A 25851-nucleotide genomic window follows, 5' to 3' on the forward strand; every position below is an offset into this window, starting at 1 on the left:
CAGGTCACGGAACAGGTCCGCCAAGCTCTCGCACCAGTTGCTCAGCCCGGCGGGTGAAGAGGTGAGCTCCCCGCTCGGCGGACAGCACACGTGCCCGCTCGGCGGCTGCCCGGGCCACCTCGACGCGGGCGCCTTCGGCCATCAGCAACCGGGCCCGCAGCAGGAACAGCAACCCCTCGGCGTAGCGCTCGCCGTAGGTTTCGACGACCCGGTCGGCGTGATTGAGGGCAACTGCGGCGGCGTCCGGTCTACCGGCGGCGAGCCACATCTCGCTGATAAGGCCGTACCAGGTGGCGAGGCCGGTGAGCGGCGGGTCGAGCAGCATCGCCGTCAGCAGCGTTTCGGCCTCGGCCGCGGCTCCGGCCGGGTCGAGGCCCGTCACGGCGCGCGCCCAGCACCGAATTATGCGGAGGTGCGCGCCGAAGAAGGCGAAGGAGAATCCGGGGTCCTCGGCGATGCCTCGTTCGGTGGCGCGCAGTGCCCAGGCGGGGTCGTCGGCGAGCGCCGCGATCACCGAGGCGAACGCCGCCCACAGTGTGATCGCGTACGGGTCGGAACCGGCGGCCTCCAACGTGTCGAGCACCGGCCTGGCCGTGTCAAGGTCTCCGTGCAGTGCGGAGATCTCCGCGTGCATCCCGGCCGCGATCAGGTGGAGATCGCGTCGCAGCGGAAACTCGCTGTAGCCGGCGATGTCTTCGAGCAGCGTGCGGTCCGACCGCCTCTGGTATTCGAACGCGCTGCCGATCTCGCCGATGGCCCACCGGTAGATAGCCCACGCGTGCAGGCCATAGGCGCGTAGGACGGGATCGGCCGACGCCTCGGTCTGTTCGAGGAACTGCCGCGCCAACCGTTTGGCGCGGTCGAGCTGCATTCCCTGGCAGTAGGCCGCCTGGCGGGACAGCAGGAAGTTGACGGCCTCCTCCTCGCGGCCGAGTTCGCGGGCCAGATGCTCGGCGCGTTCGAGGAGGTCGGTCGCGGAGCCGACGTATCCGGGCCCCATGCCGATGACAGCGGTGAGCTGTGACAGCGCGGACAGTTCGAGCTCGGCGAGACCCGCCGAGCGGGCCACCTGCGTCGCCGACCGGAGATGCTGTTCGGCCGCTTCGAGAGCGGATTTGGCGACCGCCCGGCGACCGGCACCAATGAGCGCGCTCGCGGTCCGGGACGGGTCCGCGAGGGGGCCGGCGGCCCAGAGATGGTGGGCGACGCGCTCGGCGACGGACTCGACGCTGCTTTCGGTGGCTTCCAGCGCGTCCGCCACGCGGAGATGCAGCCGGATCATCCGGTGCGGTGACGTGGCCGTAGCGACCGACTCGCGGACCAGGTCGTGTGCGAAACGCAGCGAGAACGGGTTCCCGGGAGTCGGCCCGAGCAGGCCGAGGTGGTCGACAGGCTCCAGCCGGTCGAGACAGGTCTGGGTGTCGAGCCCGGCAACGCGGGCGAGCAGGCCGAGGTCGACGTCGCGTCCGATGAGGGCCGCGGCTTGGAGCAGGTCGTGCGCCTCGTCGTCGAGGTGCGAGACGCGGTCGCGCACGACGTCCCGCACGGTCGACGGCACGGCCGCGTCCCCGCTGATGTAGCCCCCCGCGGCGAGCAGCCGGGACAGCTCTCGGACGAAGAACGGGTTGCCGGCCGTGCGCGCGTGGATGCTGCGCACGACGCCGTCCCCGAGGTCGCGGCCGGCCTCGCGGCGGACGAGTTCGGCGACCCCGGCCGGGCCCAGCGGGCCGAGGCGTATGCGGCGATGACCGGACACCCGGCTGGTCACCGCGAGCAGCCGGGACAACTCCGTCCCCGGCGTGGGGGCGCGGTCGCGGAGCGTGCCGATGATCGCGACGCCGCTCGGCAGCCGGACGGCCAAGTGACCGAACAGCTGCAGGGAAGCGACGTCGGCCCACTGGAGATCGTCGATAACGAGCACGACCGGCCGCGCGGCGGAGACCTCGCGGAGCAGCGCGACGACCCGTTCGAACAGGCGGAATTGGCCTCCGGCGTCGGCCTGCTCCGGCTCGGCCGGTGCCCGGTCGTCCGACTCGACGAGGTAGCCGAGCTCGCTGGTCAGCCACTTCTCGCGCGACGCCGGCGCCAGGGCGTCCAGGACCGTGCCGATGGCCCGCACCCACGGCCACATCGACGGTGCGCCGGCGTCCTCCAGGCAGTTGCCCCACACGACGTGTGCGCCTCGCCCGTGGGCCGCATCGGTCACTTCTTCGACCAGCCGTGTCTTGCCGACTCCCGGCTCGCCCTCCACCAGGACGAGCCCGGTGTGGCCGGCCAGAGCGGACTCCACCGCCTGCCACACCACAGCGAGCTCCTCGACCCGGCCGACAAGCCGGGCGGCCGCCAGCGGTGGCTGCCCGGCGTCAATCGGGTCGGCGGCGGCCTGCGGTGGCGGGACGCTGGAACCCAGCACCCACTGGTGGGCGGCCCGTAGCGCCTGACCGGGGTCGATGCCGAGTTCCTCAACCAGCCGCGCGCGGACCTGCAGGTAGGCGGACAACGCCTCGGCCTGGTGTCCGGCAGCCGCCAGGACCGTGACGAGGGCGGCCTGGACCGGCTCGTGCAGGGGGGCCAACGACGCGGCGAGGCGCAGGGGCTGGAGTATGCGCTCCGGCTGGCCCAGCGAGATCGCGAGCTCGGCCGCCGCGGTGCAGGCGTCGAAGAACTCGTGGTCGAGCGCGACGAACGTCGACATGGCGGTAGCCCCGTGATTCCAACCCTCGGCCGTGGACCCGCGCCACAGCCCGAGGGCGTCGACGTAGCAGGCGAGCGCAGCCGTCTGCCGCCCCTCGGCCACGGCGGCCCCGGCCGCCCTCACCCGGCGGCGGAACAGGACGAGATCGAGGGTCTCGGACTCGGCCACGAACAGGTAGCTGTTCCCCCGGCGCTGCAGATAGGACCCGCTCTCCCGCGCCGGCAGCGACGGTTCGAGGAGCCGGCGGAGCGCACCCACGTATTTCTGGACGATGTTGAGCGCGCTGGCCGGCACGTCGTCTTCCCAGATGAGGCCGATCAACTGGTTCGTGCTGACGGGCCGGCCGGCGTGGGCCAGCAGCAGCGCGAACAGGAAGGCCTGTTGCCGCGGGCCGGTATCCAGCTCGACGCCGTCCCGCCAGACCCGCAACGGACCGAGGACCTCGATCCGGAGGGCGCGCTCGTGAGCCACGGCATCGTCCTTCGCAATAATCCGCCGCAGTAGCCCACGGCGAAGTCAGGTTTGTGGATGGCGACGCCGAGGCCCGCCCCGTCAAGTATCCGGAACCGGGCCCAACCTTCAATAGATCGCTCCTCGCCACACCACCCCGGCACGTCTAGCTGGGCACACGCCACGACGCAGTCACGATCACCAGGCCAGCATTGATCAAATCCCGTTCCCATGCTTGGCGTGGGGAGCGGCGGATCCTGCTGTCGACGCTGAACGAGGTCGTCGGTGCGAGCCAGGACAAGCTCAGGGATGCCGCGCGGTACGCGGAGCGGTGGAAGCGACTCGGGGAGCGGCTGCATCCGCACGAGTACTACGAGTAGCCGCACGCAGGGGAGGTGTTCGCGGTCGCGCGTGGCGAGCGCCGGGTACGCAACCTCGCTGGCCGTGCGGAGGCGACGATCCGCGCCGGAGCCATGTTCTCTTGGTTTCGGGCAGTCGCGACCCGTCCGGCGATGGAGCTGCGGCGCGGTCCCGTGACGTGGCTGGCTCCTGGTAACGCTTGTTCGCTTGCCGGCGAACGGGAACGGCGTGAGGGGCGGTAACGGCTGGTATGGGATTCTGTGGCGTGGACTCGGTAACACTGCACGTGGCGGCACGCCGGTATCTAATAGAGCGCTACGACGAGTTGGCTGACCGGTACGTTGAGCTGCCCAACCAGGGGCGGGCGGTGGACGGGTATGACTACAGTCCCGAAGCCTGGCGCATCTTCCCTCGCTACAACGTGGTCGCAGCGATCCTGGAACAGGTGGAGCGGCTTGATCCAGACCGGCTGCCCGAGTTCTCCGGCCTCGTCGACGCTCTGGCAGAGGCGGCCGACACGGCCCAGTCACCGTTCACCCAGCCGGCGTCCCACGAGGTGGAGGCCAAGGCAATGGCTGAGGAACGTCGGCTGTTCCAGTCGACCCTGCATGGCTGGGTTACGCGGGGCGGTCTTCGGGTGACACCGTTGGCGTACCGGCGCGTGTTGACGCCTGCCGAGTCGGCCGAACGGCAGGAACAGCTGCAGCAGCGGTGGGGGCTGGTGGGCAGGTCGTGGCACCCGATGCTCGCCGAGCCAACCCCGCCCGACGCGCTCGTGCTGACGGAGGCATCGATGTGGGATGAGCAGGGACTCGCCCAGGTGCGCGCCACACTGCTCGAGATGAGCGGCAGCCGTGTGACAGAGCTACGCGAGTACGGCGCGGACTACCTCGTTGACGTGGAGATGTTTGCACCCCGGTACACGGGCGCCGAGGGCGTGTGGAGCGATGACGCGCTTACTTGGATCGCGTTCGCCTCCCACGAGGGAACCGTCGCCTTCGGTGGCCAACTCGCCGCCGCCCTCGAAGCGAAGTGGGTCGACCTCGACCGATGGTGCTGGTCAGCCTGAGCCGCTCCGGCTTCGATGGACGCTTGACCTTCTGATCCGTAGCCAGTTCGAGATCGTCTATGGACGACCACCACTGTCACGAATGGCTGCTCAGCGGCTCTTCCTGCTTGATCGGCTTCCAGGTTCGTACACCGGCGTCCAGGCACGTTGTTAGCAACAGCGTTAGCAAGATCCCCGGGCCAGCGCCTCTTCAGGCGACACGTCGGTCGGCGTTGACGTTCATGATCAGCCGAAACGCTGGATCACGGACACGAGCTCGCTCTGAGCCTTGGGAGCCCACCCGATCAACGCCACCACCACGGTGCCACGGGTCGATATGGAGGCTTCCCCATACCGCTAGGGTGTCGCGAAAACGGAGATCATCTTGTCGCGATTAGCCCAACTCGCATGGGCGACCGCCCTAGCCGCCGCAGCGTACTCGACCTGGAGCGCCTGGCAAGTCGAGTACGGGTCCTCCTATGCCGTCCTTGGCTGCGTGGGGTTCTTTGACACCGCTGGCTTTGGCCTCACCAGACTGGCGTCGGCACCCCTGGGGGACGCCTACGAGATCGCGGACCTGGCCCTCCTATGGGGCGTGCCCTCTATCCTCGTCCTCACAGGGTTCCTGATGTCGGCCGCCACCGGGAACGGAGCGATCATCGGTCGCCGGGTGGCCGGCCTGCTCGTCTTTCTCGCGATCGTCGGACCGGCCGCCCCTTCGTACATGGCTGAGGACGGCTGCTCGATGATCCCCGTCCTCAGCAGCGAATGGTTCGCGACCGTGGCGAGCGCCTACGGGCCTGCACAGTCGGCCCTCCTGCTCTCCGCGTTGCTGGTGCTGCTGGCCTCCCGAACCGTGAGGGACACTTGGCCGAGTGGGTTCGCCGAGCGCCGGGCGGTGGCGTTCACCTTCGATTACTTGATCTTCGTCGCCTTACTGAGTCTCTTAGAGGGAGGGCTCAGCAGTTTGGACTACGGCCTCCTGAACTGGTTCAGGGTCAACGAACCGACATCGCTGCTTGTCGCCGTGCCCGCGTTCTTTTACGTCCTGACGGGACGGACGTTCGGCAAGCGGCTGATGCGCATCCGCGTTGTCTCCGCCGACACCGGCCACTGGCCGGGTTGGCGCAGGGCCGCGGTCCGCGCGCTTGTCTTCCCTGTCCTGGTCTGCGTGCCACAGTGCGGGCTGGTCGTGTTCTTGGTGGACGTTCTGTGGTCGGTGGCCGACCCGGCCGCTCGCACCTTGCACGACCGCCTCGCTGGCACTCGGGTCGTGCGCGACCTGCTGTAACTGCGGCGCAGCGGCTCGCGGCACTCGACAAGCCGGCCTGACTCCCGATGATCCGCCTGAGCCGTCGTCCCCTCGCGGACCGGCCGCCCTTTCGGTCGGGGTTTCACGATCGCCCTCTCACCGCTGGTCGGCACCCGGGCCGTCTGTGTCCGCCCCGGCCTTAAATGGTGACATCGTGTTTCGATCTAGGCGCAGCATGAGCGCCTACTTGCAAACGGGAGCCAGTCACGACGTGAGGGCTCCTGCCCCTGGTCACGTGGCAGATGCGGGTTGGTGGCGTGTGATCGTGTGAGACGGTGTTGCTGTATTCGGCTGCTGTACACAGCGCTCTGCCCGGCGACCTGACCCGTCCTGATCCCGACGTCTGCCGTCTCCTTCGATCAGCTCGGTAGCCTGCTGGAGTGAATCTTGTGCAGCGTGCCGTTGGCGCGGTCGTCGGCTCGGCTGTGGGCGACGCGCTGGGCGCTCCATTCGAGTTTGGCCCGGCGGGAGCGTTCTCCTCCCGCTTTCCGGTACCGAGTGCCGGCGGCGAGATGAGTGGAGGCGGCGGCTGGGACGCCGGCGAGGCCACCGACGATACGCAGATGGCCGTTCACGTAGCCGAGTCGCTGCTGGAGTATGGCGGCTTGGACCTGCCGGATATCTTTGCCCGGTTCCAGCGGTGGGCGGCTGATGAGCCCAAAGACATCGGTTTGCAGACCGAAGACGTACTGACCCGCGGCCTGCCCTGGGACCAGGCCGCCGCCGCCCACTACCGGAGCAGCCATCGAGCCGCGGGTAACGGCGCGCTGATGCGAGCCACCCCGTCGGCGGTGTACTTCGCCCGCGACGGCCGGCAGGCCACCATGGACGCCGCTCGGCACGTCGCCGCCCTCACCCACGGCGACCCGGCGGCGTGGGAAGGCACCGCGATCTTTCACGACCTGATACGTGTCGCCCTGTACGGTGCGGACCCCTTGGACGAGCTCTCGCAGACCCTCAATGCCGTCCCACCCGACCATCGTCAGCGCTACACCGCCATCCTCGCAACCGGCTGGCATCCCGACCACGCCACCGAGTTCAACGGCGCCGTCTGGCCCTGTCTCGGCTCAGCCGTGTGGGCTCTGCGCACCACCCGCAGCTATGCGGATGCCATCCGCGCCGCCATCGACCTGGGCGGCGACACCGACACTGTCGCCGCGGTCACCGGTGGCCTGGCCGGAGCCGTGTACGGGCTGGCAGCAATTCCAGCCAACTGGACCGAGCCCTTACATGTTCCGCTACCCGGAAGCGGCGGCCGAACCCTACGCCTGCCCCACTTGCTCGATCTTGCTCGTAACCTCGCAGAGCGTCCGAGTACAGACTGACGACGGAGCCTGGTCCGCCAGAGCGTGACGACCTTCCGCTTTTCAGGCGGACCAATCACCCTGGTCCTCTTCTCCGTCCCGAGGTCAGCGGTGCCGTACGGCTGCCGCCGTGCGCTCATGGTGGCCGACGTTGTCGTCACGGTTGTCGTCAGCCTCATACCCCGTAGTCAGCGGTGAAGACTCGAAGCGTTCAGGGCATCTGGCGGTATCAGCATCCCCAACCCCCGCCGTCCGGGGAAGAGCTCACGTTTATGTCGTACTTCTCTCCCGTCGCATCCGGGAACTCCACCGAGAGGTCAATGTCTCTCCCACCGAAGGATTTGGTGAAGCAGCTCACCCCTTCACCGTCATCGTCCGGAGAGGGCGCCCACCCCTCCTTGATCGCGACGTCCCGGTAGAAGGACAGCGCGTCGGCTCGTGGGCCTGAAAGACGGTAGGTCTGCCAGACGGTCGTTATCCGGTCGTCGCTGTCGCAAGAGCTGCCGCGTCCTTCCTCCAGTGTTGCGCTTGCCGGATGAGCGTCGAGCACACTGAGCGTGGCCAGAGAATCAGCGAGCCGGTCGTCATCAGCGGTGCACCCATACGTCAACACCAGGAAAGCGATAGGAGCAATCGCAACGGCGCCGATCCCCACGCAGACAGCCACGATTACCGCGATCATCGACTGCTTCATGATCAGCAGCTTAGTGTTCCCGCATATTCGCTCAACAGGTATGCCTTGGCTATTCCTGAATGCACCATGATCATGATTCAGCCTGCGATCACTTCATTACGAGTCAACGGCACGTCCCAGGTCGGCAGGCTCATGCCCTGGTCAGATGGTAGATCCGGGTCGGTGAGATGTGATCGTGTAAGACGGTGTTGCTGTACGGGACTGCTGTGCAACAGAGCCAAGGGGTGTCAACGAGACCGCGTGGTCGGAGGCTCGTGAGGCCCAGCGTCAGGAGTCGCTCTCGCCTGTCACCCTCTTTTCGCCGATCGCCTCTTGTCGCTCATCGCCCATGTCACTTCGGTCGATGATGCGCCCGTAGGCCACGCGCCTCCAGTGGAACGCCATCCGACGCGAGTCGCCATATAGTCGGGCCACCAGGAACAGCGCCGATCGAGCGTGATGGGGTCGCATGGGGATCGAGGGGTCGTTCTGGCGTGCTATCGCGGTCTACCGCATCGCCTCCCTGGGCTACGCCGCACTGTTGCTGGCGAGCGCCGGCGGCTACCAGCGTCCCGTCGCGGGCTGGCTTGTCCTCGGCGTGATGGCGGTCTGGACCGCAGCCACCACCATCGCGTACTCGACCGCAAGAAACCGCCCTCTATTGGTGATAGACGTTTTTGTCACTCTCGGCTGCATGCTGGCCTCGCCGTACGTCCAAGGACCTGATGCCGGACCGGCGGGTGTGATGCCGGTCACGGCGACCTGGATCGGGGGACCTGTTCTCGCCTGGGCCGTGTACGGCGGGCGGCGGACGGGCGCGGTCGCAGCGGTCGTGCTGTCGCTCGGCGACCTATGGCTGCGAGGTCTGCACGGATTCGATTTCTCCGTCCCCGTCAACGGAGCCGTGCTGCTGATCCTCGCCGGAACCGTCGTCGGCCACGTGGCCCGGCTCACCAAACAGGCGGAAGAACGACTGCAACGGGCCGTTGAGATAGAGGCGGCTGGCCGAGAACGCGAGCGGCTCGCTCGCGGCATCCATGACTCTGTTCTTCAGGTACTGGCGCTGGTGCAACGCCGCGGGCTAGAGATCGGCGGGGAAGCCGCCGAGCTGGGACGGCTCGCCGGTGAGCAGGAAGCGGCAGTGCGCGAGATGATCCGTAGCCAGCCGACCATGGCTGAGCAGGACAGCGCGGGCCTCGTCGACGTGGGGGCCCATTTACGCCGGTACACCACGGCAATGGTCACCGTGTCGACGCCCGCGACCCCTTTGCCGCTCCCCGCCGGTCAGGCTCGCGAGGTTGTCGCGGCCGTGGGCGCGGCGCTCGACAACGTCCGGTGGCACTGCGGCGAAGACGCGAGGGCCTGGGTCTTCGCCGAGAACGACGGTGTCTCGATAACCATCACAGTGCGCGACGAGGGTCCCGGCATCCCTGCGGGACGCCTTTCGGAGGCGGAGGCAGAGGGCAGGCTCGGCATTGCGCAGTCCATCCGGGGCCGGATCGCCGGCCTCGGTGGCACCGTCAGTTTCACGTCCATGCCCGGCCAGGGAACCGAGGTCGATCTGGTCATCCCCGTCCTCGCACGGCCTCCTGCCCACGAATAGACCCACACCCTAGCGGGACCACGGGCAGGTTTACAGTTACGACATGACCAGCGCTCTGCGGGTGATGGTGGTGGACGACCACCCGATGTGGCGGGACGCAGTTGCCCGCGACCTGGAGAACGCCATGTACGAGGTGGTGGCGACCATGGGCGAGGGCCGCCAGGCGCTTCGCGTCGTCGCCGCCATACGCCCCGATGTAGTTATCCTCGACCTGCGGCTTCCTGACCTGTCCGGTGTGGAGGTGGCTAGAGGGCTGGCCGCATCCGACCACCCGCCCCGCGTACTGGTGCTGTCAGCGAGCGGTGAGCACGAAGACGTGCTCGAGGCGGTCAAGGCCGGGGCCTCCGGCTACCTGGTCAAGTCGGCGAGCCGGGAGGAGTTTCTCGACGCCGTCCGGCGCACAGCCGAAGGGGAACCGGTCTTCACCCCTGGTCTGGCCGGGCTGGTGCTCGGCGAGTATCGCCGCCTCGCCACGCAGAGACCTTCCAACGACGGGCCACACCTCACCGACCGGGAGACCGAGGTGCTGCGCCTCGTCGCCAAGGGCCTATCTTACAAACAGGTCGCCGAACGGCTGGTGCTCAGCCACCGGACCGTGCAGAACCACGTCCAGAACACCTTGAACAAGCTCCAGCTCCACAACCGGGCCGAGCTCGTCCGTTACGCGATCGAGCGGGGACTCGACGAGGCATAGGGCGACCGGAGGGACAGCTCAGAGACTGTCGACCTTGTAGGGGTCGTGCTCGGAGAGCAGTTTGTCAAGGCGCGCCTGGTCGACACGGCTTGACATGCTGCCGAGTTCCTGCCGATCGCGCACGCACTTGGCCAGGCCGAAGGCCGACGTCACCGTGTACAGCACGGCGACCGCGAGAAACGCACGAACCCAGGGATCGACCGGCAGAAAGACGATGCCGAGCGCCACGCTACCGAGCGCCACGCCGAAGGAGATGACACACTGCGCGAAGTAAGCGGCGGTCATGGCGGGCTGGAGTGGTTTGTTCATGCCATCAAGGGTCGGGCACCAGTCAGCCGGACGCCTGAGTACGCGTACCTGCCTTGTCTAAGTACATGAACCGAAGTGGACCCTCGTCAACGTCACGCCTGATGCCGGTCACGGATCCGAGCGGGAACGGTGAGCACCGGTCGCCAGTCACTCCACGACGCCAACAAGTTTCCACCAGCGTCCGAGGAGATAAGAAGAGGAAGCGTCCAACCAAATCTGAACCAACCTGAGGCAGCGCAGGTCGTAGCGGTTCAGCATCCATCAAAGGGCCGGGGTCGAGGCTTCCCCATCCAGTTGCCGTGACCCTCTACGCGATCACCAGCCTGTCCACCTGGCAGGCCGGTCCTGCCGACCTGGCCACCTGGATCCGCGGCCACTGGAGCATCGAAAACCGGCTCCACTACGTCCGCGACGTCACCTACGGTGAAGACCATTCCCAAGCCCACACCGGCAACGCGCCCCGTGTTCCATGCCGCTCAAGGTGAGGACGTAGTTGGGGCTGGTGGTCGTTGCGCGCCGTTTACGGGACATGTTCACCCAGTTGGCCAGCGTGCCTGCGTTGATTCCCAGCTCCCGAGCCACCTGCGCGACCGATTTATCGGTCTCCTCAACGATCCGGACCGCGCCGTCCCGGAAGTCCTGCTCGAACGTCCGTCGTGTTTCTGCCATCGCCGTTTCTCAAGGCGATGTCTCTACGTTACGAGGGGAAGCCCAATCACACCCGGCACCTCATATCCGGGTCCTTCGAGCTGACGGGAGCACCCGCCCATGAACTGAGAGAAGATCATCGCCCACCAGCAGGACCTGCTGACCAAGCTGCGCGGTCACCTCACGCAGATGCACGTCCCGACCTTCCTGACGGCCGACCACAGCGGCCAGCCCTGCCTGGAGATCACCGACCACAACGCCCGCACCCGCCGCGTCTACGTCCAGGTCGTCTTCTACTGGGGCGACCGGCCCGACGAGCGTACCTCGACGATTCACCTGCCGATGGCCGCCGAGGACATCGCCGCCGCGGTCCGGCGCGGCTGGCACGAGGGCGAGCAGGGCACGCTCAACATCAACCTGGGCAACATCTCCGGTGCGCACGGCCGCTGACGCATGACCGACGACATCGACGGGTGGTTGACCGGCAGGCAGGTCTACGACCGGATCGCCGAACGGCTCCGCGCGCAGATCGCCTCCGGTCACTACCCTCCGGCCGGCGCCCTGCCCTCGGAGGCGGCGCTGGCCCAGCGTTTTCACGTGGCCCGCAGTACGGTCCGGCGTGTACTGGCCATCCTGAAGGACGAAGGGCTGATCGACACGATGCCCGGCGCGGGACGCCGGGTGAAGAGCACCGAGCAGCAGGCGGCGCTGTACCGCTACCAGGCGATCGCCGCCGAGTTACGCGAGCGGATCACCACGGGCGCCCTGGAGGAGGGGACGGCTCTGCCGAGTGAGAGCACGCTGCGGCGGCAGCACGGGGCATCGCGCAACACCGTCCGCCACGCCCTGGCAGAACTGGAACGCGAGGGACTGGTCGTGACGCGACGCGGTAAGGGACGTTTCGTCCGCCCTGAAGTGTTTTGAGACGTCCTAGGACGTCTGGCGTCATCTCTGGAAAGGCTCTGGAAACGGTTTCTATGGTGAAGCGCATGGGACAAGCCGAATGGGCACGTGACCTGGCCCGGCAACTGCTGCAAGAAGCATTGCCGCGCCGGTGGGCGCACACCCAGGGAGTGGCCGCGCGCTCGATGTCGCTGGCGCCGATCCTCGGCGCGGAGGCCGACCTGCTGACCGCCGCGGCCTGGCTGCACGACATCGGATACTCACCCACGTTGGTCGACACGGGTTCTCACGCGCTGGACGGCGCCCGCTACCTGCGTGACGTCCACCAGGCCGACGACACGATCGTCCGGCTGGTGGCTCACCACACGTGCGCGGAGTACGAGGCGGCCGAGCGCGGCCTGCTGGACGTGCTGAACACCGAGTTCGACGAGGAACGCCCCGAGCTGGTCGAGGCGCTGACCTACTGCGACATGACCACCAGTCCGGACGGCTTGCCGGTCGAGGCGGAGGCCAGGCTGCTGGAGATCCATTCCCGGTACGGCCCCGAGCACCTGGTCAGCCGGTCGATCACGAAGGCGACTCCGTGCATCACCGCGGCCGTGCACGCCGTACAGGCCGCGTTGGAGCGAAGCTGACCTCTACGGCGGGAGCAATCCAGATCATTTTTCGGGGTCAGTAGCCGCGGCTTTCGGCCTTCCGGCGGATCTTCGCGCTGCCGTACTCCCCACGCCGCAGGCACCTCGGACACGGGCAGGGGACCCTGCCGTGAGCGTTGGGCATGTACCGCCAGCCGGTGACCCGGTTGACGCCGCGGACCCGGTGGATCTCCTTGGCGTCGATCGCCCGGGGGACGAAGACCTCATACCCTCGGGCGTCCTCGCATCCGGCGATCAAAGCAGCGGCCTCGGCGCTGGCGAGCTCGACAGGCTCATGGCCGTAGTGGCCGACACGGACCGGCTCGTCGTCGGGCAGCCGGAAGTCGACGGCGACCATCGTGCGCCGCCCGCCGCGCCGCAACTCCCGGCCCCACTGGTGGGTGAGCTGGTAGGAGGGCAGGATCGGCAGGCAGAACACCCCGGCCGTGCCCTCGTAGTCGCGGCTGCGGGCGCGCACGCCGGCCCGCCGTATCGAGCGGACGTCATCGGCCGAGGTGAGGTGCGTGAACAACGTCATCGGGCGCGCCCTCCGGGCGCCTTCTCCACCATGATCGGCACCTTACGGGCGCCCAGCAAGGCACGGCCACAGGTTTTGGCTCTGGTGCAAAGCCCGTCGGAAGCGGTGCGGTGGCCGCGGCAGCGGGTCAGCTCACCCCGCCCACGATGGCCTTACCCTCTCGTGCCGCCGCCGCGTAGAACGGCCCGAGGTCCTCAAACCCCTCATAAGCGCCCTCTGCCGCGTCCCGTCGAGTGGCGCCGAATCCCCATCCCTCGCTCATCAGGCCCTGCGCGATCGCCGTCACCTGGCCGGGATCGAGGACGAACGCCGGGCCGTAGTCGAACTCGTAGCCGTCCACGTCGTTCTCACCGGTCTCGCCGGTCGCCGCCGCGAGCCAGGGATAACACTCCCGCCACTGCGCACTCTCATGCTCGGCCTCGGCTCTGCCCTGTGCGATGGCATCGAGGGTTCGGTAGTCATCGCCGAACATGTCGGTTTCCGGCTGGAAGCCGACGGGCGCCTGCCCATCGTCGAAGAAGATCGCGCCGATCAGATCAGGGTCCGCCTGTACGGACTCCAGCAGCTCGACATCGATCTTCGCGAGGTTCAACCACATCGACACGATCATGAATGATAGCCGTGCGGACCCAGGCCGAGATACACCTGGCCGAGATCTACTTCCGGTACGGTCCCGGACATCTGGTCAACCGGTCGATTATCAAGGCGGCTCCGTACATCATCGCAACCCTGTACACCGCACAGGCCGTCCTGAAGGCGCGGACCTGACGTTACGCCGGACTGGCGTGGACGGCCAGGATGCGCCAGCCGTGTTCGTCGGTGCGCACCCAGGTGCGGGTGTAGCGCAAGCGTGAGGCGAACGGCGTGCCTGCGAATGTGCCTTCCAGCGTGCCCAGGAAGCAGGTGACGCCGGTGGTGCCCGCGACGAGCACGGTGAGGTCCTCCTGGACGAGCTTGGTCATGACCTGCCTGCGCGAGCGGTGGTTGTCGAGGTCGAGCTGCTTGGCCCGCGGGTGGCACGAGCCGTCCGGCGGTCCGGTGAAGATCAGCCGCTCGTCGAGCAGCCGGTCGAGCTCCTCGACGTCTCCGGCGAGCTGTGCTGCCTGCAGATGGCGTTCGGCCTCGTACAGCTCATCGGTGAAGGTGCGGTCGGTTACGAGGCTGTCTTCCAGGACGAGGGAATGTTCGGGGACGTGTGGGCGCGGGTGCCTCGGGTCGCCGTGCAGCCCGTCGGCGTGAGCGCGTTCACCCGATGTACGGCCCGGCGGCGGTGTCGAGGAAATGCCCGAGTCGCAGCCGCATCGACCGATCCATGGTCAACGCGTCGATCTCGTCGCGGGGCACCCAGCGCACCTCGCGGGACTCGTCGCTGGGTGTCGGCTCACCGCTGACCGGCCGGCCGTGCAGCACGATGGAGAACTCCTGGCGGGCCTCGCCGTTGGAGGTGTAGAGGATCACATGACGAGGGTCGGTGTAGGTGCCGACCAGGCCGGTGATCTCACACGTGATCCCGGTCTCCTCCAGCGTCTCCCGGATGGCCGCCTGCGGCAGGGACTCCCCCAGGTCGATCGCGCCACCGGGCACGGCCCAGTTGTCGTTGTCGCTACGGCGGATCATCAGGATGTCCCCGCCGTCGTTGACGACCACGACGTTCACGGACGGGACGAGGCTGTTGGGCGCGGGGGCGGAAAGGTCGTCGTAGAAGTCGATCCGGCGGGCCGTCATGAGTCAGGACTCTACCGGCCTGGCCCGCTCCCACACGGCCTCGAAGCTGTTGAGATACGTGGTCACCATGGTGCCGCCGGGCACCTTGCGCAGGTGCATGACCGGGGCGTTGGACGCGAAGGTTCCATAGACGTGGGTGTTGACCATGAGCTGGTCATCGGCGCGGTAGATGGAGTTGTACAGCACCGTGTGATGGAACCGGATCTCCACGTTCTCGTGCTCTCGCAGCGTTCGGTAGAACACGAGCGCGGTCTTGATCTGGGCGGCCATGCCGTCGTCGATGCCCTCGTCCGCGCCGCGCTGGGCGATCTCGGGTGAGTCGGGGTCGCCGAGCAGGATCCGCGCCCGCACTCCGGCGTCGGCCCTGTCGGCGAAGGTGCGCGCGATGCCGGTGTCCTGGGCGATGAAGATGCCGCTGTAGACCAGTATGTCGATCTCTTCCCGGGCCGCGGCGAACAGACGTCCCCAGGCGTCCTTGGGCACCGCCCAGCGGTGCGGGTAGACGGTGACGATCTCGCTTTCGGACACGGCGGCGACCTGTGTGGGGGTCAGCGCGTCCGGCCACAGGTAGGCCTCCTCGACGCCGAGGAGCCTGGCGACCGCGAAGCGATGCTTTCGGTACGGCGTGCGCCCCTGGGTGATCCACCGCTCCACGGTCTTGGCATCGACCCGAACGACTTCGGCCACCGCATCCACCGTGGTGCCGTGTTCGAGCAGGGCCGTCCGTAACCGTTCGTTCTCCATCTCACCTGCCTGTAAGAGGAAACGTCCAGGGATCCGGCAATCGTAGACCGGACGTCCCGAACATGTCCCGTCCTGTAGTGATCACGTCCTGACTCGTTGTCGCACCCTCGTAGCGCACGGCACCACCGGCAGCGACGAGAGGAGAGACGACAGTGATCAACCACATCCGGCCGATCGACGAGACCCCCGCCTGCGCGTGCGGCGCAGCTCTGGAGCAGGGACAGTTCCTCTGCCGTAAGCGCCGCGCCCGGGACCGGTGGCTCCGGCGTCAGGCGGCCCGGCGCCGGACCACCAAGCGGCGTGGGCAGACCCGGCGTCCGGCCAACCGCCGGCGGGGCATCGTCGAGGCGGGGGTGATCTGGGCGTGACCGCGATCCCCTTGATCATCGCCCTGATGCTCGGCGTCACCATACTGGTCGGCTATGTGCTGGTGCTGGTCGGGATGCGCCAGGAGGACCGGCGGATGCGCCTGGGTGAGGCACCTCCGAGCCCAGCGGCGGGTCTGGCCCGGCGGGTCACCGGCTGCCACGTGCGCGGATGAACCCGCTACTCCCCCTCCCCCCGATCCTCGCAGCCGGGGTTCCGGTGGATATGACGTTCCACGACCTGCGGCACGCCTTCGCCACCGCAGCCGGATCCACGTGAATGCCTCTCAGGGCTTCGATCTTCCTGAGAGGCTCCGCTACAGGTCAGGGCGGACGAGTCGGCCTGTAGGCCGGGTTTTGTCCTTCACGGATGTGAAGGGGCGACCATCCATCTAGGACCGCCGTTGCCGGCGGCCTCAAGCGGTCTACCCGCGCGACTCGGACGGGCAGCCCTCAAGCGTCGCGCGCGGGACGCTCCGGGGAGCGCCCCTTCTTGACCTTGCTCCGGGTGGGGTTTACCGAGCCGCCCACGTCACCGTGGGCGCTGGTGGTCTCTTACACCACCGTTTCACCCTTACCTCCCTGATGGGAGGCGGTCTGTTTTCTGTGGCACTGTCCCGCGGGTCACCCCGGGTCGGCGTTACCGACCACCCTGCCCTGTGGAGCCCGGACCTTCCTCGGCGGGCCTCCGAAGAGACCCGACGCGGCCGCCCGGCCGACTCGTCCGCCGTGTCTTCGAGTCTATCGGCTCCCAAGTGGTATCCAACCGAGTGGCAAGTCGCCTCCGGTGAAATATGGGGCAGGCGGCCGTCCGGCCGTCGATGTGAGGGTCGCCGGGTCAGCGCAGATGCGAGGTGTCGTTGAACGCCTTGACCACCGCCGGCCCGTCGGCGTAGTACTCGATCAGGGACAGGGCTGACAGGTCGAGATGCATGCGGTAGAGCGCGTCGGGGGGAGCCAGCAACGCGAACCGGATCAGCATCTTGATCGGCGTGACGTGCGAGATCGCGAGGATCGTCTTGCCTTCGTAACGCTCGACCAGCCGGTCCCCGGTCGCCTGGACCCGCCGCGCCGCCTCCTCGAAACTCTCCCCACTCGGCGGCGCGGCGGACGGGTCCGCCAGCCACGCGGCGAGTTCGTCCGGCCAGCGGCGCTGGATCTCGGTGAACGTGTGGCCCTCCCAGTCGCCGAAATTGGTCTCCTTGAGGCCTTCTTCGACGATCACCTCCAGCCCGAGCCGGGCGGCGACGATCTCGGCGGTGACGCGGGCACGCTTGAGCGGCGAGCTGACGACCACCTGGATGTCGTACGGCTTGCGCGACAGTTTGTCGGCGGCGGCATTCGCCTGGGCGATGCCGTTGGGGGTGAGCTCGGGGTCGCCCAGCCCGGAGAACCTGCGCTCCACCGAGAGCGGGGTCTCGCCGTGCCGCAGCAGGAGCAGCGAGGTCGCCACGGCCGTGGGCGCGCGCCAGCCGCTGCCGAGGGTCGCGGGCGTTGCCCTCTCCCCTTCTGAGGACACGGACAGGAGGTCGTCGGAGTCGAAAAGGGAGTCTTGCGTGGAGACGGCGGGGGCGGTGGCCCTCGCCTGGCTCCGGGAGGGCTCGGCGGCGGGGGTGCCGGGAAGCCCGATCCCCGAAGATCCGGAGGGACCCTCGGCCGAGGACCCGGCACCGACGGAGCCGTCAGCCGAGGACCCGGCTCCGAAGGAGCCTGCGGCGGAGGACCCGACCGCAAAGGACCCGGCCGCGGAGGACTCTCCGGGGCGCCAGGGGCGGCCCGCCGCCGCGGCGTCCATGGCCTCGTTGGCCAGACGGTCGGCGATCTTGTTCTGCTCCCTGGGGATCCACCGCCAGGTGACCTTCAGGCGCCGGGCCAGGGCCGCCGCCTCTATCGCGAGCGGCCGCAACCCCTCGTTTTTGATCTTCCAGCGACCGGCCATCTGCTCGATGACCAGCTTGGAGTCCATCCGGATCTCGACGACCGCCCCGTCGCCCGCCACAGCCAGCACCGACCGCAGGCCCGCGATCAACCCGCGGTACTCGGCGACGTTGTTGGTCTGGGTGCCGATCGCCTCGGCGGTCTCGGCCAGCACCTGGCCGTCGGCGGCGTCCTTGACCACGGCGCCGTAACCGGCGGGGCCGGGATTGCCCCGGGACCCGCCGTCGGCCTCGATCACGAAGGAGGTCACAGGCCGGACTCTGGGGTGCGGACCAGGATGCGGCGGCATTCCTCGCAACGGATGACCTCGTCGTGGGAGGCGGCCTTGATTCTGTTGATCTCGGCGATGGACAGGCTGGTGCGGCAGCCGAGGCAACGGGTGCCCTGCAGCATCGCCGCGCCCACCCCGAACTGCTCCTTGAGCTTGCCGTAGAGGCCGAGCAGGTCGGCCGGGATGTCGGAGACGACACCGGCGCGCTTGCCCTGAACCTCGGCGCCCTCCTTGTCGATCTCGGCGAAGGCGGCGTCCCTGCGGTCTTCGGCGAGGTCGCGGGTGGCGGTGAGCTGGTCGCGCTCGGCGACGAGCTTGGTGACCTGCTCGTCGGCCGCCTCACGGCGCTCCATGATCTCCAGCACGACCTCCTCCAGGTCGCTCTGGCGGCGGGTCAGGGAGGCGATCTCGGACTGAAGACTGGCCAGGTCCTTGGGAGAGGAAACCTGACCGGAGTCGAGGCGCTTCTGGTCACGCTCGGCTCGGATGCGGACCGAGTCGACGTCGGCCTCGGCCTTGACCTGCTCGCGGGCCAGGTCGCTCGCCTCGGTCTCGGCGGCGATCGTCTGGGTCGCGAGCCGGGCCACGCGGGCGGAGATCTCATCGATCTCGGCCAGCTCCGGCAGAGTGCGACGGCGATGGGCCAGCCGGTCAAGGGCGGCGTCGAGTTCGGCCAGATCGAGCAGGCGCTTCTGGGCTGCCGGGGCTGCTTTCACTTCAAATCCTCGCACTCTGCTGTTGTCTTCCAGGCGTCCGTGACCGTCTCGGATACGCGTGTCTCAACAGTATTCCCCTTCGCCGCCGACGCGGACGTCAGACGGTGTGCCGCGTCGGCCAGCCAGGGCCATTCGGTGGCCCAGTGGGCGGCGTCGATCAGCGCGGGCCCCTCGGAGGCCTCCATGAGGGAGGCCTCCATGAACTCGCTCGCCGGATGGTGGCGCAGGTCCGCGGTGAGGAAGACGTCCACTCCGGCGGCGCGGGCCGTGCCGAGGAGGGAGTCTCCCGATCCCCCGCTCACCGCGATCCGCTGGACCTGGCGGTCGAGGTCTCCGGCGACCCTCAGGCCGCCCGCCGTACGGGGAAGCCCGCGCGCGGCCTGCCGGGCGAACTCGCGGAGGGAGATCGGGGCGGGCAGCGAGCCGACGCGGCCGAGGCCGCGCCGGGGATCGTCCTGCGAAGGAGACAGGGGCGTCAGCGGGCCGGTCAGTCCCACGGCGCGGGCGAGCGCGTCGGAGACGCCGGGGTCGGCGACGTCGGCGTTGGTGTGGGCGGTGAAGAGGCCGACATCGTTCTTGATCAGTTTGTGGATCAGGCGGCCCTTGAAGGTGGTGGCCGCCACGCTGGTGGTGCCGCGCAGGTAGAGCGGATGGTGCGTGACGATCAGGTCGGCGCCCCACTCGATGGCCTCGTCGGCGACGACCGCCACCGGGTCCACGGCGAACAGGATCTTGCGCACCTGCGCGGAAGGGTCACCGCAGACAAGTCCGACCGCGTCCCACGACTCCGCCCATCTGGGGTCGTAGAACGATTCGAGCTCTTGGACGACGTCCGCAAGAATAGGCACGTGCGCAGAATACCGGCCTATTTCACGGCGCAGGCGGATCGCTTAGTGTAAGTGGATCCTGACACCCGGAGGGCTGGCGTATGAGTCCGACTGTCGCGATCATCGGTGCCGGGTTCGCCGGGCTGTGCATGGCCATCCGGCTACGGAAGGCGGGGATCGACTCCTACACGGTCTTCGAGAAGGGCCCCGGGGTCGGGGGCACCTGGCGGGACAACACCTACCCGGGGGCGGGATGCGACATCCCCTCGCACCTCTACTCCTACTCCTTCGAGAAATACTCCAGCTGGACCCGCCGCTATCCCGGGCAGCCGGAGATCCTCGGCTATCTGGAGATGTGCGCCGACAAGTACGGCCTGCGCCCGCGGATCCGGCTGAACACCGAGGTCACGGCCGCCGCCTTCGACGAGTCCCTGGGCAAGTGGCGGGTGCGCACCTCGGCCGGTGAGGAGCTCTTCGACGTGGTGGTGTCGGGGGTGGGGCAGCTCAACCGGCCCCACCTGCCCGACATCCCCGGGATGCCGGAATTCAAGGGCACGACCTTCCACTCCGCCCGCTGGGACCATTCCCAGGACCTGACCGGCAAGCGGGTGGCGGTGATCGGGAACGGGTCGTCGGCGGCGCAGCTCATCCCCCGGGTGGCCGAGGTGGCCGGGCGGGTGGACGTCTTCCAGCGCACCCCCAACTGGGTGATCCCCAAGCCGGACGCCGTCTTCGGCGACGTCGCCCGGAGCTCCTTCCGCCACGTGCCGTTCCTGCAGAGGTGCTACCGCGAGTGGATCTACCGGTACGCCGAGGGCACCCTCTACCGGGCCCTCGCGAGCGGGTGGAGCGCCGGGCTGCTGCGCAGGCGCGCCCTTGCGCACCTCCGCGCCCAGGTCCCCGACCCGGAGCTGCGCGCCAAGCTCACCCCCGGCTACCCGGTCGGCTGCAGGCGGATCATCATCGACAGCGGGTTCTATCCCGCGCTGACCCGTCCCAACGTGGACGTCGTCACCGACAGGATCGTCCGGATCACCCCCGAGGGCGTCGAGACCACCGCCGGGCTCCGCGAGGCGGACGTGATCATATACGCGACCGGGTTCCGGACCACCGACTTCCTGGCGCCCATCGACATCACCGGCCGGCAGGGGCGGCGTCTCAGCGAGGAGTGGAAGGACGGCGCCGAGGCCTACCTGGGCATCGCGGTTCCCCATTTCCCGAATCTGTTCCTGCTCTACGGGCCCAACACCAACCTCGGCCACAACTCGATCGTCTTCATGATCGAATGCCAGGTCGGCTATGTCATGGGCTGCCTGCCGTACCTCGTGGAGAGGGGGCCGATGGAGGTCAGGCCCGAGGCGATGGACGCGTGGCGGCGGAGCCTGGAGCGGGCCATGGGCGCCATGGTGTGGGAAGCGGGATGCACGAGCTGGTACAAGAACGCGGCGGGCCGGGTGACCAACAACTGGCCGGCGACGACGACGGTCTACCGGCGGATCACCAGGGCGCCCCGGCCGGCGGCGTTCCGCTTCGCCCGCTGACCCGGGCGACGACGCCGGGCTCCCGGCAGCGCGCCGGCGTCCTCGTTTCCTCCCCGGGACTGAAGTCCGGATCTCTGTTCTGGAAGGATTCGGATGTAGGACGACACCACTTGCGAAGAAGGGCCTGCCCGTGTCCGCTGACCTCCATCGTGACGCCGTGGTCGCCGATGCCCACAACGACCTGCTGATGGCCGTCTCGGCACGGCCTCCGCGGCAGTGGGCGTCGTTCTTCCGAGAAAGGTGGCTGCCGCAACTCCACGAGGGCGGAGTGGACCTGCAGGTGCTGCCGGTCTTCATCGATGATCAGTACCGGCCTGAGGGAGCGCTCCGGCAGACGCTCCGCATGATCGAGTGCGCGCACACGCTGGCCGAGGGCAACGCCGACGCGGTACGGCTGTGCACCGACGGCGCGCAGATCGACCAGGCTCTCTCCGACGGCAGGATCGCCCTGGTGCTGGCGCTGGAAAGCGCCCCCGGCCTGGACGCCTCCATCGAGCTGCTGCCCACCCTGTACCGGCTGGGCGTGCGGGTCGCCTCGATCGCGCACTGGGGCCGTACGGCCCTGGCCGACGGCAGCGGCGAGGACGCCACCGGGAGCAGGCTCACCGCGGCCGGGGTGGAGGCGCTCCGGGAGATGGAACGCCTCGGCATCATCTTCGACGTGTCGCACCTGAGCGCCTCCGGCGTGCAGCACGTGCTGGAGCTGGCGACCCGGCCGGTGATGGCCACCCACTCCTCGGCCCGGGCTCTGCGCGACCACCACCGCAACCTCACCGACGACCAGATCCGCGCCATCACCGCGACCGGCGGCGTGGTCTGCGTCAACTTCCTGGCCGGCTTCCTGTCCGACGACCCGGTCGGCTACACCGTGGACCGCCTGGTGGACCACATCGAGCACGTGGTGAGCGTCGGCGGGATCGACCACGTCGGCCTCGGCCCGGACTTCGTCCGCGAGGTCATGCACGACGTCACCCCGCCCTGCTGCGAGGGGTTCAGCTACAGCGGCGTCGACATCATGTCGACCCTCCCCGGCCTGGCGGGCCCCAGCGGGCTGCCCCTGGTCACCGACGCCCTGCTCAAACACGGCTTCGCCGACGACGAGGTCGTCAAAATCCTCGGTGACAACGTCCTGCGGCTGTTCCGCGCCGAGCTGGGAAGGCCCGCGTGAACCTCGACCGGATGCTCCAGGACCTGGAGGAGCTCGTCGTCTGCGAGTCGTTCTCCGCCGACCACGAGGCGGTGGCCCGAAGCGCCGGGGTCGTCGCCGATCAGGGCTACGGGAAGCTCGGCGCACGCCCCGAGACGATCGTGATCGACGGGGTCACCCACCTGCGGTGGGCCTTCGGCACGCCCCGGGTCCTGTTGGTCGGCCACCACGACACGGTCTGGCCGATCGGGACGCTGGAGCGACACCCCTGGTCGCTCGTGGACGGGATCGCCCGCGGACCGGGCGTGTTCGACATGAAGGCCGGGCTGGTCCAGATGTTCCACGCGCTGGCCGCGCTGCCGTCACTGGACGGGGTGTGCGTGCTGGTCACCGGGGACGAGGAGGTCGGCTCACGGTCCTCACGCGCGTTGATCGAGGAGTCGGCGCGCGGGTGCGCCGCCACGTTCGTGCTGGAGGCCGGCGCCGACGGCGGGGCGCTCAAGACCGCGCGGAAGGGCACCTCCAACTACGAGATCACCGTGTACGGCAAGGCGGCCCACGCGGGCCTGGAACCGCACAAGGGTGCCAACGCCGGGATCGAGCTGGCCCACCAGATCCTCGCGCTCAGCACGCTCGCCTCGACGGTGAACGACGGGGCGACGCTGAACGGGCTGGGCCCGACCACGGTCACGCCGACCGTGCTTTCGGGGGGCACCACGACCAACACCGTGCCCGCGCTGGCCAGCGTGGAGGTGGACGTGCGGGTGCCCACCACCGCGGCGCAGGCCCGGGTGGACGAGCTGATGCGGGTGCTCATTCCCCGGGTTCCGGGGACGCGCCTGGAGGTGAGCGGGGGGCCGAACCGGCCTCCGCTGGAGGAGGCGTCCTCGGCGCGCCTGTTCGAACTGGCCTGCCGGATCGCCAAGGATTCAGGTATGGAACCGCTGCGGGGAGTGGCCGTGGGCGGCGCCTCCGACGGGAACTTCACCGCCGGGATCGGCTGCCCGACGCTCGACGGGCTGGGAGCGGTGGGCGGCGGCGCGCACGCGGCGCACGAGCACGTGCTGGTCGCGGAGATGCCCGGCCGGGCGAGGCTGCTCAGCGGGCTGGTCGCCTCGGTGCTGGCGGGAGAAGTCCCATCGACCGGAGAAGTCTGGCCGACGGGAGAGACTTCGCGGGCCGGAGAGGACCCGCGGGCCGGAGAGGCTTCGCTCGCGGGAGAGGCTTCGGCGCCGGGGAGGGAAGACCGCGGATGACGGACTCTCCGCCGGGCGACGAGTGGGCCAAGGCCGCGGCCTGCGCGGGGGTCCGCATCACCGAGCTTTCCGAGCCCGGCGGCTTCGAGGACGTCTTCCGGCTGTTCGACGGCATCTGGCGTCCCGCTCCCGGCAACCCGCCCGTCACGGTGGAGCTCATGCGGGCGCTGTCGCACGCGGGCAACTACGTGGCCGGGGCCTACGAGGAAGACCGCCTGGTCGGCGCCTCGGTGGCGTTCTTCGCGGCCCCGCCCGGGCAGGTGCTGCACTCCCACGTCACCGGCGCCGTCTCCGGCCGGGGCGTCGGGTTCGCGCTCAAACTGCACCAGCGCGCCTGGGCGCTGGCCCGCGGCCTGGACCGGATCACCTGGACCTACGACCCGCTGGTCCGGCGCAACGCCCACTTCAACCTGACCAAGCTCGGCGCCCGGCCCGAGGAGTATCTGCCGTCCTTCTACGGGACCATGAACGACGCGATCAACGCCGGAGACGAATCCGACCGGGTGCTCGCCGTCTGGCACCTGTCGCAGCCCCACGTGCTGACCGCCATCCGGCAACGGCCGCGCCCGCCGCGGGTCCCACCGGAGGCGGTGGTCGCGCTGGCCGACCGAGACGACCGGCCGGTGCCGGGCCGGACCGACGCGCGGACGGTGCTGGTGGCGGTGCCCTCCGACATCGAGGCCCTGCGCCGCACCGATCCCGCGGCGGCCGGGGCCTGGCGGCGGGCCGTACGCGACACGCTGGGCGAGTTGATGCGGCAGGGCGCCCAGGTGACCGGGTTCACCGACCAGGGCCACTACATCGTGGAGCGAACCGGCTGACCGTACCTCGTGGAACGAACCCGCCGGCCGGCGACATCGGCGCGCGAAGCCCGGCGCCCGGCGACCACCCGGCAGTGGGCCCGCCGGCCGGTGGGGATCCGGCATCACACGGCACCATCCGGGCACCATCCTGGAAACGAACCGCCTGACCGGCGGCGCTATCGGAGGGAGAGGCGGCGCGGGCCGCACATCACCATGAAGATCAACGGAATCGAGTTGCGGCGGATCGCGATGCCGCTCACCGCACCGTTTCGCACCTCGTTCGGCACCGAAACCGAACGCGACGTGCTGCTCGTGCGCGCCGTCACCCCCGACGCCGAGGGCTGGGGCGAATGCGTGGCCATGTCCGAACCGCTCTACTCCCCCGAATACGTCGACGGCGCCGCCGAAACCCTGCGCCGCTTCCTCATCCCCGCCCTGCCCACCCACGTCGACGCCGACACCGTAAGCCGCGCCCTGCATCCCTTCAAGGGCCACCGCATGGCCAAAGCCGCCCTGGAAACCGCCGTCCTCGACGCCCAGCTGCGCGCCGGCGGCCAGTCCATGGCCTCCTTCCTGGGCGCCGCCCGCGACCGCGTGCCCTGCGGCGTCTCGGTCGGCATCATGAACTCCATCCCCGAACTGCTCGACGCCGTCGAGGGCTACCTGGCCGAGGGCTACCAGCGCATCAAACTCAAGATCGAGCCAGGCTGGGACCTCGCCCCGGTCCGCGCGGTCCGCGAGCGTTTCGGCCCCGACCTGCTCCTCCAGGTCGACGCCAACGCCGCCTACACCCTCGGCGACGGCCCCCACCTGGCCAAGCTCGACGTCTATGACCTGCTGCTCATCGAGCAGCCGCTGGCCAACGACGACCTGGTCCAGCACGCCCAGCTCGCCCGCCGTCTCGCCACCCCGCTCTGCCTGGACGAGTCCATCGACTCGGCCGAGCACGCCGCGGCCGCCATCACGCTGGGCGCCTGCTCCATCATCAACATCAAGCCCGGCCGGGTCGGCGGCTATCTGGAGGCCCGCCGCATCCACGATCTGGCCCGCGCGCACGGCGTCGCAGTCTGGTGCGGTGGCATGCTGGAGACCGGCATCGGCCGCGCGGCCAACGTCGCGCTGGCCGCGATGCCCGGCTTCACCCTGCCCGGTGACACCTCCGCCTCACGCCGCTACTACACCACCGACATCACCGCGCCCTTCGAACTGCGCGACGGCTGTCTCGACGTGCCCACCGGCCCCGGCATCGGCGTCGACCCCGTCCCGGACATCCTCGACGAGGTCACCACCTCCACCGAATGGATCACGATGTAAAGATCGCCCACCGGGCCGGCGACCGGCGACCT

At 69.0% G+C, this 25851-nt stretch carries 30 protein-coding genes and 1 other RNA gene; 18 read left to right on the plus strand and 13 right to left on the minus strand.

Annotated elements, in window-relative coordinates; all coding sequences use genetic code 11:
- Positions 1–4: 4 nt before the first annotated feature.
- Positions 5–3166, minus strand: a complete 3162-nt coding sequence (locus tag ACFY2X_RS13385; RefSeq protein ID WP_389937124.1) for a BTAD domain-containing putative transcriptional regulator — start codon at positions 3164–3166, stop codon at positions 5–7.
- Between the two features lie 191 nt (positions 3167–3357).
- Between ACFY2X_RS13385 and ACFY2X_RS13390 the strand changes: the two genes are divergently transcribed.
- The 4 genes from ACFY2X_RS13390 (at position 3358) to ACFY2X_RS13405 (ending at position 7190) form a co-directional block, all read left to right on the plus strand.
- The gene (locus ACFY2X_RS13390; protein ID WP_389937127.1) at positions 3358–3525 is read left to right on the plus strand and encodes a hypothetical protein; all 168 of its coding nucleotides are present in this window, start codon (positions 3358–3360) and stop codon (positions 3523–3525) included.
- Positions 3526–3770: 245 nt separating this feature from the next.
- Positions 3771–4574 carry a hypothetical protein gene (locus ACFY2X_RS13395; RefSeq protein ID WP_389937129.1) on the plus strand — a complete coding sequence of 268 codons (804 nt, stop codon included), beginning with the start codon at positions 3771–3773 and terminating at the stop codon, positions 4572–4574.
- A gap of 364 nt (positions 4575–4938) precedes the next feature.
- Positions 4939–5844, plus strand: coding sequence for an RDD family protein (locus ACFY2X_RS13400; RefSeq protein WP_389937132.1), 906 nt, complete (start codon positions 4939–4941; stop codon positions 5842–5844).
- 401 nt (positions 5845–6245) lie between these two features.
- Positions 6246–7190 carry an ADP-ribosylglycohydrolase family protein gene (locus tag ACFY2X_RS13405; protein WP_389937134.1) on the plus strand — a complete coding sequence of 315 codons (945 nt, stop codon included), beginning with the start codon at positions 6246–6248 and terminating at the stop codon, positions 7188–7190.
- 208 nt (positions 7191–7398) lie between these two features.
- Here the strand turns inward: ACFY2X_RS13405 and ACFY2X_RS13410 are convergent, their stop codons facing one another.
- Positions 7399–7863, minus strand: a complete 465-nt coding sequence (locus tag ACFY2X_RS13410) for a hypothetical protein (protein WP_389937137.1) — start codon at positions 7861–7863, stop codon at positions 7399–7401.
- A 448-nt stretch (positions 7864–8311) separates the two neighbouring features.
- Here ACFY2X_RS13410 and macS point away from each other — a divergent pair, with 448 nt between their 5' ends.
- Complete coding sequence (macS, locus tag ACFY2X_RS13415) at positions 8312–9445, plus strand: MacS family sensor histidine kinase (protein ID WP_389937139.1); 1134 nt, start codon at positions 8312–8314, stop codon at positions 9443–9445.
- A gap of 43 nt (positions 9446–9488) precedes the next feature.
- Positions 9489–10139, plus strand: coding sequence for a response regulator (locus ACFY2X_RS13420; protein ID WP_389937141.1), 651 nt, complete (start codon positions 9489–9491; stop codon positions 10137–10139).
- 18 nt (positions 10140–10157) lie between these two features.
- Here ACFY2X_RS13420 and ACFY2X_RS13425 read toward each other — a convergent pair whose 3' ends face one another.
- On the minus strand, positions 10158–10448 hold the full coding sequence (locus ACFY2X_RS13425; RefSeq protein WP_389937144.1) for a YiaA/YiaB family inner membrane protein: 291 nt from the start codon (positions 10446–10448) through the stop codon (positions 10158–10160).
- Positions 10449–10747: 299 nt separating this feature from the next.
- Between ACFY2X_RS13425 and ACFY2X_RS13430 the strand changes: the two genes are divergently transcribed.
- Entirely contained in the window at positions 10748–10933 is a 186-nt protein-coding gene (locus tag ACFY2X_RS13430; RefSeq protein WP_389937699.1) for a hypothetical protein, read from the plus strand.
- On the opposite strand, the gene ACFY2X_RS13435 is transcribed toward ACFY2X_RS13430, so the two are convergent.
- Positions 10863–11117: a transposase gene (locus tag ACFY2X_RS13435; RefSeq protein WP_389937146.1), complete on the minus strand. Its 255-nt coding sequence runs from the start codon at positions 11115–11117 to the stop codon at positions 10863–10865. The genes ACFY2X_RS13430 and ACFY2X_RS13435 overlap by 71 nt on opposite strands.
- Positions 11118–11285: 168 nt before the next feature.
- Between ACFY2X_RS13435 and ACFY2X_RS13440 the strand changes: the two genes are divergently transcribed.
- The 3 genes from ACFY2X_RS13440 to ACFY2X_RS13450 all read left to right on the plus strand — a co-directional run bounded on the left by ACFY2X_RS13440 (position 11286) and on the right by ACFY2X_RS13450 (position 12634).
- Complete coding sequence (locus ACFY2X_RS13440; RefSeq protein ID WP_389937149.1) at positions 11286–11546, plus strand: hypothetical protein; 261 nt, start codon at positions 11286–11288, stop codon at positions 11544–11546.
- 3 nt (positions 11547–11549) lie between these two features.
- Positions 11550–12020 carry a GntR family transcriptional regulator gene (locus ACFY2X_RS13445; RefSeq protein ID WP_389937152.1) on the plus strand — a complete coding sequence of 157 codons (471 nt, stop codon included), beginning with the start codon at positions 11550–11552 and terminating at the stop codon, positions 12018–12020.
- A 65-nt stretch (positions 12021–12085) separates the two neighbouring features.
- Entirely contained in the window at positions 12086–12634 is a 549-nt protein-coding gene (locus ACFY2X_RS13450) for an HD domain-containing protein (protein WP_389937155.1), read from the plus strand.
- Positions 12635–12671: 37 nt separating this feature from the next.
- Here the strand turns inward: ACFY2X_RS13450 and ACFY2X_RS13455 are convergent, their stop codons facing one another.
- Positions 12672–13172 (minus strand): hypothetical protein, encoded by a 501-nt coding sequence (locus ACFY2X_RS13455; RefSeq protein WP_389937158.1) that lies wholly within the window; start codon positions 13170–13172, stop codon positions 12672–12674.
- Positions 13173–13299: 127 nt separating this feature from the next.
- Complete coding sequence (locus tag ACFY2X_RS13460) at positions 13300–13776, minus strand: hypothetical protein (RefSeq protein ID WP_389937160.1); 477 nt, start codon at positions 13774–13776, stop codon at positions 13300–13302.
- 8 nt (positions 13777–13784) lie between these two features.
- On the opposite strand from ACFY2X_RS13460, the gene ACFY2X_RS13465 reads away from it, so the two are divergent.
- Positions 13785–13940 carry a hypothetical protein gene (locus ACFY2X_RS13465; protein WP_389937163.1) on the plus strand — a complete coding sequence of 52 codons (156 nt, stop codon included), beginning with the start codon at positions 13785–13787 and terminating at the stop codon, positions 13938–13940.
- 2 nt (positions 13941–13942) lie between these two features.
- Here the strand turns inward: ACFY2X_RS13465 and ACFY2X_RS13470 are convergent, their stop codons facing one another.
- Genes ACFY2X_RS13470 through ACFY2X_RS13480 form a run of 3 tightly spaced genes read right to left on the minus strand, consistent with a single transcriptional unit; the run spans position 13943 to position 15641 of the window.
- On the minus strand, positions 13943–14482 hold the full coding sequence (locus ACFY2X_RS13470) for a nuclear transport factor 2 family protein (protein WP_389937684.1): 540 nt from the start codon (positions 14480–14482) through the stop codon (positions 13943–13945).
- The gene (locus ACFY2X_RS13475; RefSeq protein ID WP_389937165.1) at positions 14418–14897 is read right to left on the minus strand and encodes an NUDIX hydrolase; all 480 of its coding nucleotides are present in this window, start codon (positions 14895–14897) and stop codon (positions 14418–14420) included. Before ACFY2X_RS13475 ends, ACFY2X_RS13470 begins: the two co-directional genes overlap by 65 nt.
- 3 nt (positions 14898–14900) lie before the next feature.
- Complete coding sequence (locus ACFY2X_RS13480) at positions 14901–15641, minus strand: XRE family transcriptional regulator (RefSeq protein ID WP_389937168.1); 741 nt, start codon at positions 15639–15641, stop codon at positions 14901–14903.
- Positions 15642–15793: 152 nt separating this feature from the next.
- Between ACFY2X_RS13480 and ACFY2X_RS13485 the strand changes: the two genes are divergently transcribed.
- Together ACFY2X_RS13485 and ACFY2X_RS13490 are read left to right on the plus strand one after the other, a co-directional pair.
- The gene (locus ACFY2X_RS13485; protein WP_389937171.1) at positions 15794–16009 is read left to right on the plus strand and encodes a hypothetical protein; all 216 of its coding nucleotides are present in this window, start codon (positions 15794–15796) and stop codon (positions 16007–16009) included.
- Positions 16006–16182 carry a hypothetical protein gene (locus ACFY2X_RS13490; protein WP_389937174.1) on the plus strand — a complete coding sequence of 59 codons (177 nt, stop codon included), beginning with the start codon at positions 16006–16008 and terminating at the stop codon, positions 16180–16182. The genes ACFY2X_RS13485 and ACFY2X_RS13490 overlap by 4 nt, the downstream gene beginning before the upstream one ends.
- Positions 16183–16336: 154 nt before the next feature.
- On the opposite strand, the gene rnpB is transcribed toward ACFY2X_RS13490, so the two are convergent.
- The 4 genes from rnpB to ACFY2X_RS13510 form a co-directional block, all read right to left on the minus strand.
- Positions 16337–16729, minus strand: an RNA gene (gene rnpB, locus ACFY2X_RS13495) — RNase P RNA component class A.
- A 115-nt stretch (positions 16730–16844) separates the two neighbouring features.
- A complete protein-coding gene (locus ACFY2X_RS13500) occupies positions 16845–18194 on the minus strand; it encodes a bifunctional RNase H/acid phosphatase (protein WP_389937177.1) in 1350 nt (449 codons plus the stop codon).
- Complete coding sequence (locus ACFY2X_RS13505; RefSeq protein WP_389937180.1) at positions 18191–18931, minus strand: zinc ribbon domain-containing protein; 741 nt, start codon at positions 18929–18931, stop codon at positions 18191–18193. Before ACFY2X_RS13505 ends, ACFY2X_RS13500 begins: the two co-directional genes overlap by 4 nt.
- On the minus strand, positions 18928–19779 hold the full coding sequence (locus ACFY2X_RS13510; RefSeq protein ID WP_389937183.1) for a Nif3-like dinuclear metal center hexameric protein: 852 nt from the start codon (positions 19777–19779) through the stop codon (positions 18928–18930). Before ACFY2X_RS13510 ends, ACFY2X_RS13505 begins: the two co-directional genes overlap by 4 nt.
- Positions 19780–19859: 80 nt before the next feature.
- Here ACFY2X_RS13510 and ACFY2X_RS13515 point away from each other — a divergent pair, with 80 nt between their 5' ends.
- From ACFY2X_RS13515 to menC, 5 genes are all read left to right on the plus strand, one after another.
- Positions 19860–21299: a flavin-containing monooxygenase gene (locus ACFY2X_RS13515; RefSeq protein WP_389937186.1), complete on the plus strand. Its 1440-nt coding sequence runs from the start codon at positions 19860–19862 to the stop codon at positions 21297–21299.
- A 130-nt stretch (positions 21300–21429) separates the two neighbouring features.
- The gene (locus tag ACFY2X_RS13520) at positions 21430–22467 is read left to right on the plus strand and encodes a dipeptidase (RefSeq protein WP_389937189.1); all 1038 of its coding nucleotides are present in this window, start codon (positions 21430–21432) and stop codon (positions 22465–22467) included.
- On the plus strand, positions 22464–23702 hold the full coding sequence (locus tag ACFY2X_RS13525; RefSeq protein WP_389937192.1) for a M20 family metallopeptidase: 1239 nt from the start codon (positions 22464–22466) through the stop codon (positions 23700–23702). Before ACFY2X_RS13520 ends, ACFY2X_RS13525 begins: the two co-directional genes overlap by 4 nt.
- Complete coding sequence (locus tag ACFY2X_RS13530; protein ID WP_389937195.1) at positions 23699–24523, plus strand: GNAT family N-acetyltransferase; 825 nt, start codon at positions 23699–23701, stop codon at positions 24521–24523. Before ACFY2X_RS13525 ends, ACFY2X_RS13530 begins: the two co-directional genes overlap by 4 nt.
- Before the next feature lie 195 nt (positions 24524–24718).
- Complete coding sequence (menC, locus tag ACFY2X_RS13535; protein ID WP_389937198.1) at positions 24719–25819, plus strand: o-succinylbenzoate synthase; 1101 nt, start codon at positions 24719–24721, stop codon at positions 25817–25819.
- The last annotated feature ends 32 nt before the right edge of the window (positions 25820–25851 follow it).

Source organism: Streptosporangium sp. NPDC000396 (genome assembly GCF_042898655.1).
In the GTDB taxonomy this organism is placed as follows: domain Bacteria; phylum Actinomycetota; class Actinomycetes; order Streptosporangiales; family Streptosporangiaceae; genus Streptosporangium.

Excerpts from the sequence above, each read along its gene's own strand:
- ACFY2X_RS13410 (WP_389937137.1), bottom strand. The coding sequence starts at position 7,863 with ATGAAGCAGTCGATGATCGCGGTAATCGTGGCTGTCTGCGTGGGGATC.
- macS (WP_389937139.1), top strand. The coding sequence starts at position 8,312 with ATGGGGATCGAGGGGTCGTTCTGGCGTGCTATCGCGGTCTACCGCATC.
- ACFY2X_RS13420 (WP_389937141.1), top strand. The coding sequence starts at position 9,489 with ATGACCAGCGCTCTGCGGGTGATGGTGGTGGACGACCACCCGATGTGG.
- ACFY2X_RS13425 (WP_389937144.1), bottom strand. The coding sequence starts at position 10,448 with ATGAACAAACCACTCCAGCCCGCCATGACCGCCGCTTACTTCGCGCAG.
- ACFY2X_RS13435 (WP_389937146.1), bottom strand. The coding sequence starts at position 11,117 with ATGGCAGAAACACGACGGACGTTCGAGCAGGACTTCCGGGACGGCGCG.
- ACFY2X_RS13440 (WP_389937149.1), top strand. The coding sequence starts at position 11,286 with ATGCACGTCCCGACCTTCCTGACGGCCGACCACAGCGGCCAGCCCTGC.
- ACFY2X_RS13445 (WP_389937152.1), top strand. The coding sequence starts at position 11,550 with ATGACCGACGACATCGACGGGTGGTTGACCGGCAGGCAGGTCTACGAC.
- ACFY2X_RS13450 (WP_389937155.1), top strand. The coding sequence starts at position 12,086 with ATGGGACAAGCCGAATGGGCACGTGACCTGGCCCGGCAACTGCTGCAA.
- ACFY2X_RS13455 (WP_389937158.1), bottom strand. The coding sequence starts at position 13,172 with ATGACGTTGTTCACGCACCTCACCTCGGCCGATGACGTCCGCTCGATA.
- ACFY2X_RS13465 (WP_389937163.1), top strand. The coding sequence starts at position 13,785 with ATGATAGCCGTGCGGACCCAGGCCGAGATACACCTGGCCGAGATCTAC.
- ACFY2X_RS13475 (WP_389937165.1), bottom strand. The coding sequence starts at position 14,897 with ATGACGGCCCGCCGGATCGACTTCTACGACGACCTTTCCGCCCCCGCG.
- ACFY2X_RS13480 (WP_389937168.1), bottom strand. The coding sequence starts at position 15,641 with ATGGAGAACGAACGGTTACGGACGGCCCTGCTCGAACACGGCACCACG.
- ACFY2X_RS13515 (WP_389937186.1), top strand. The coding sequence starts at position 19,860 with ATGAGTCCGACTGTCGCGATCATCGGTGCCGGGTTCGCCGGGCTGTGC.
- ACFY2X_RS13530 (WP_389937195.1), top strand. The coding sequence starts at position 23,699 with ATGACGGACTCTCCGCCGGGCGACGAGTGGGCCAAGGCCGCGGCCTGC.
- menC (WP_389937198.1), top strand. The coding sequence starts at position 24,719 with ATGAAGATCAACGGAATCGAGTTGCGGCGGATCGCGATGCCGCTCACC.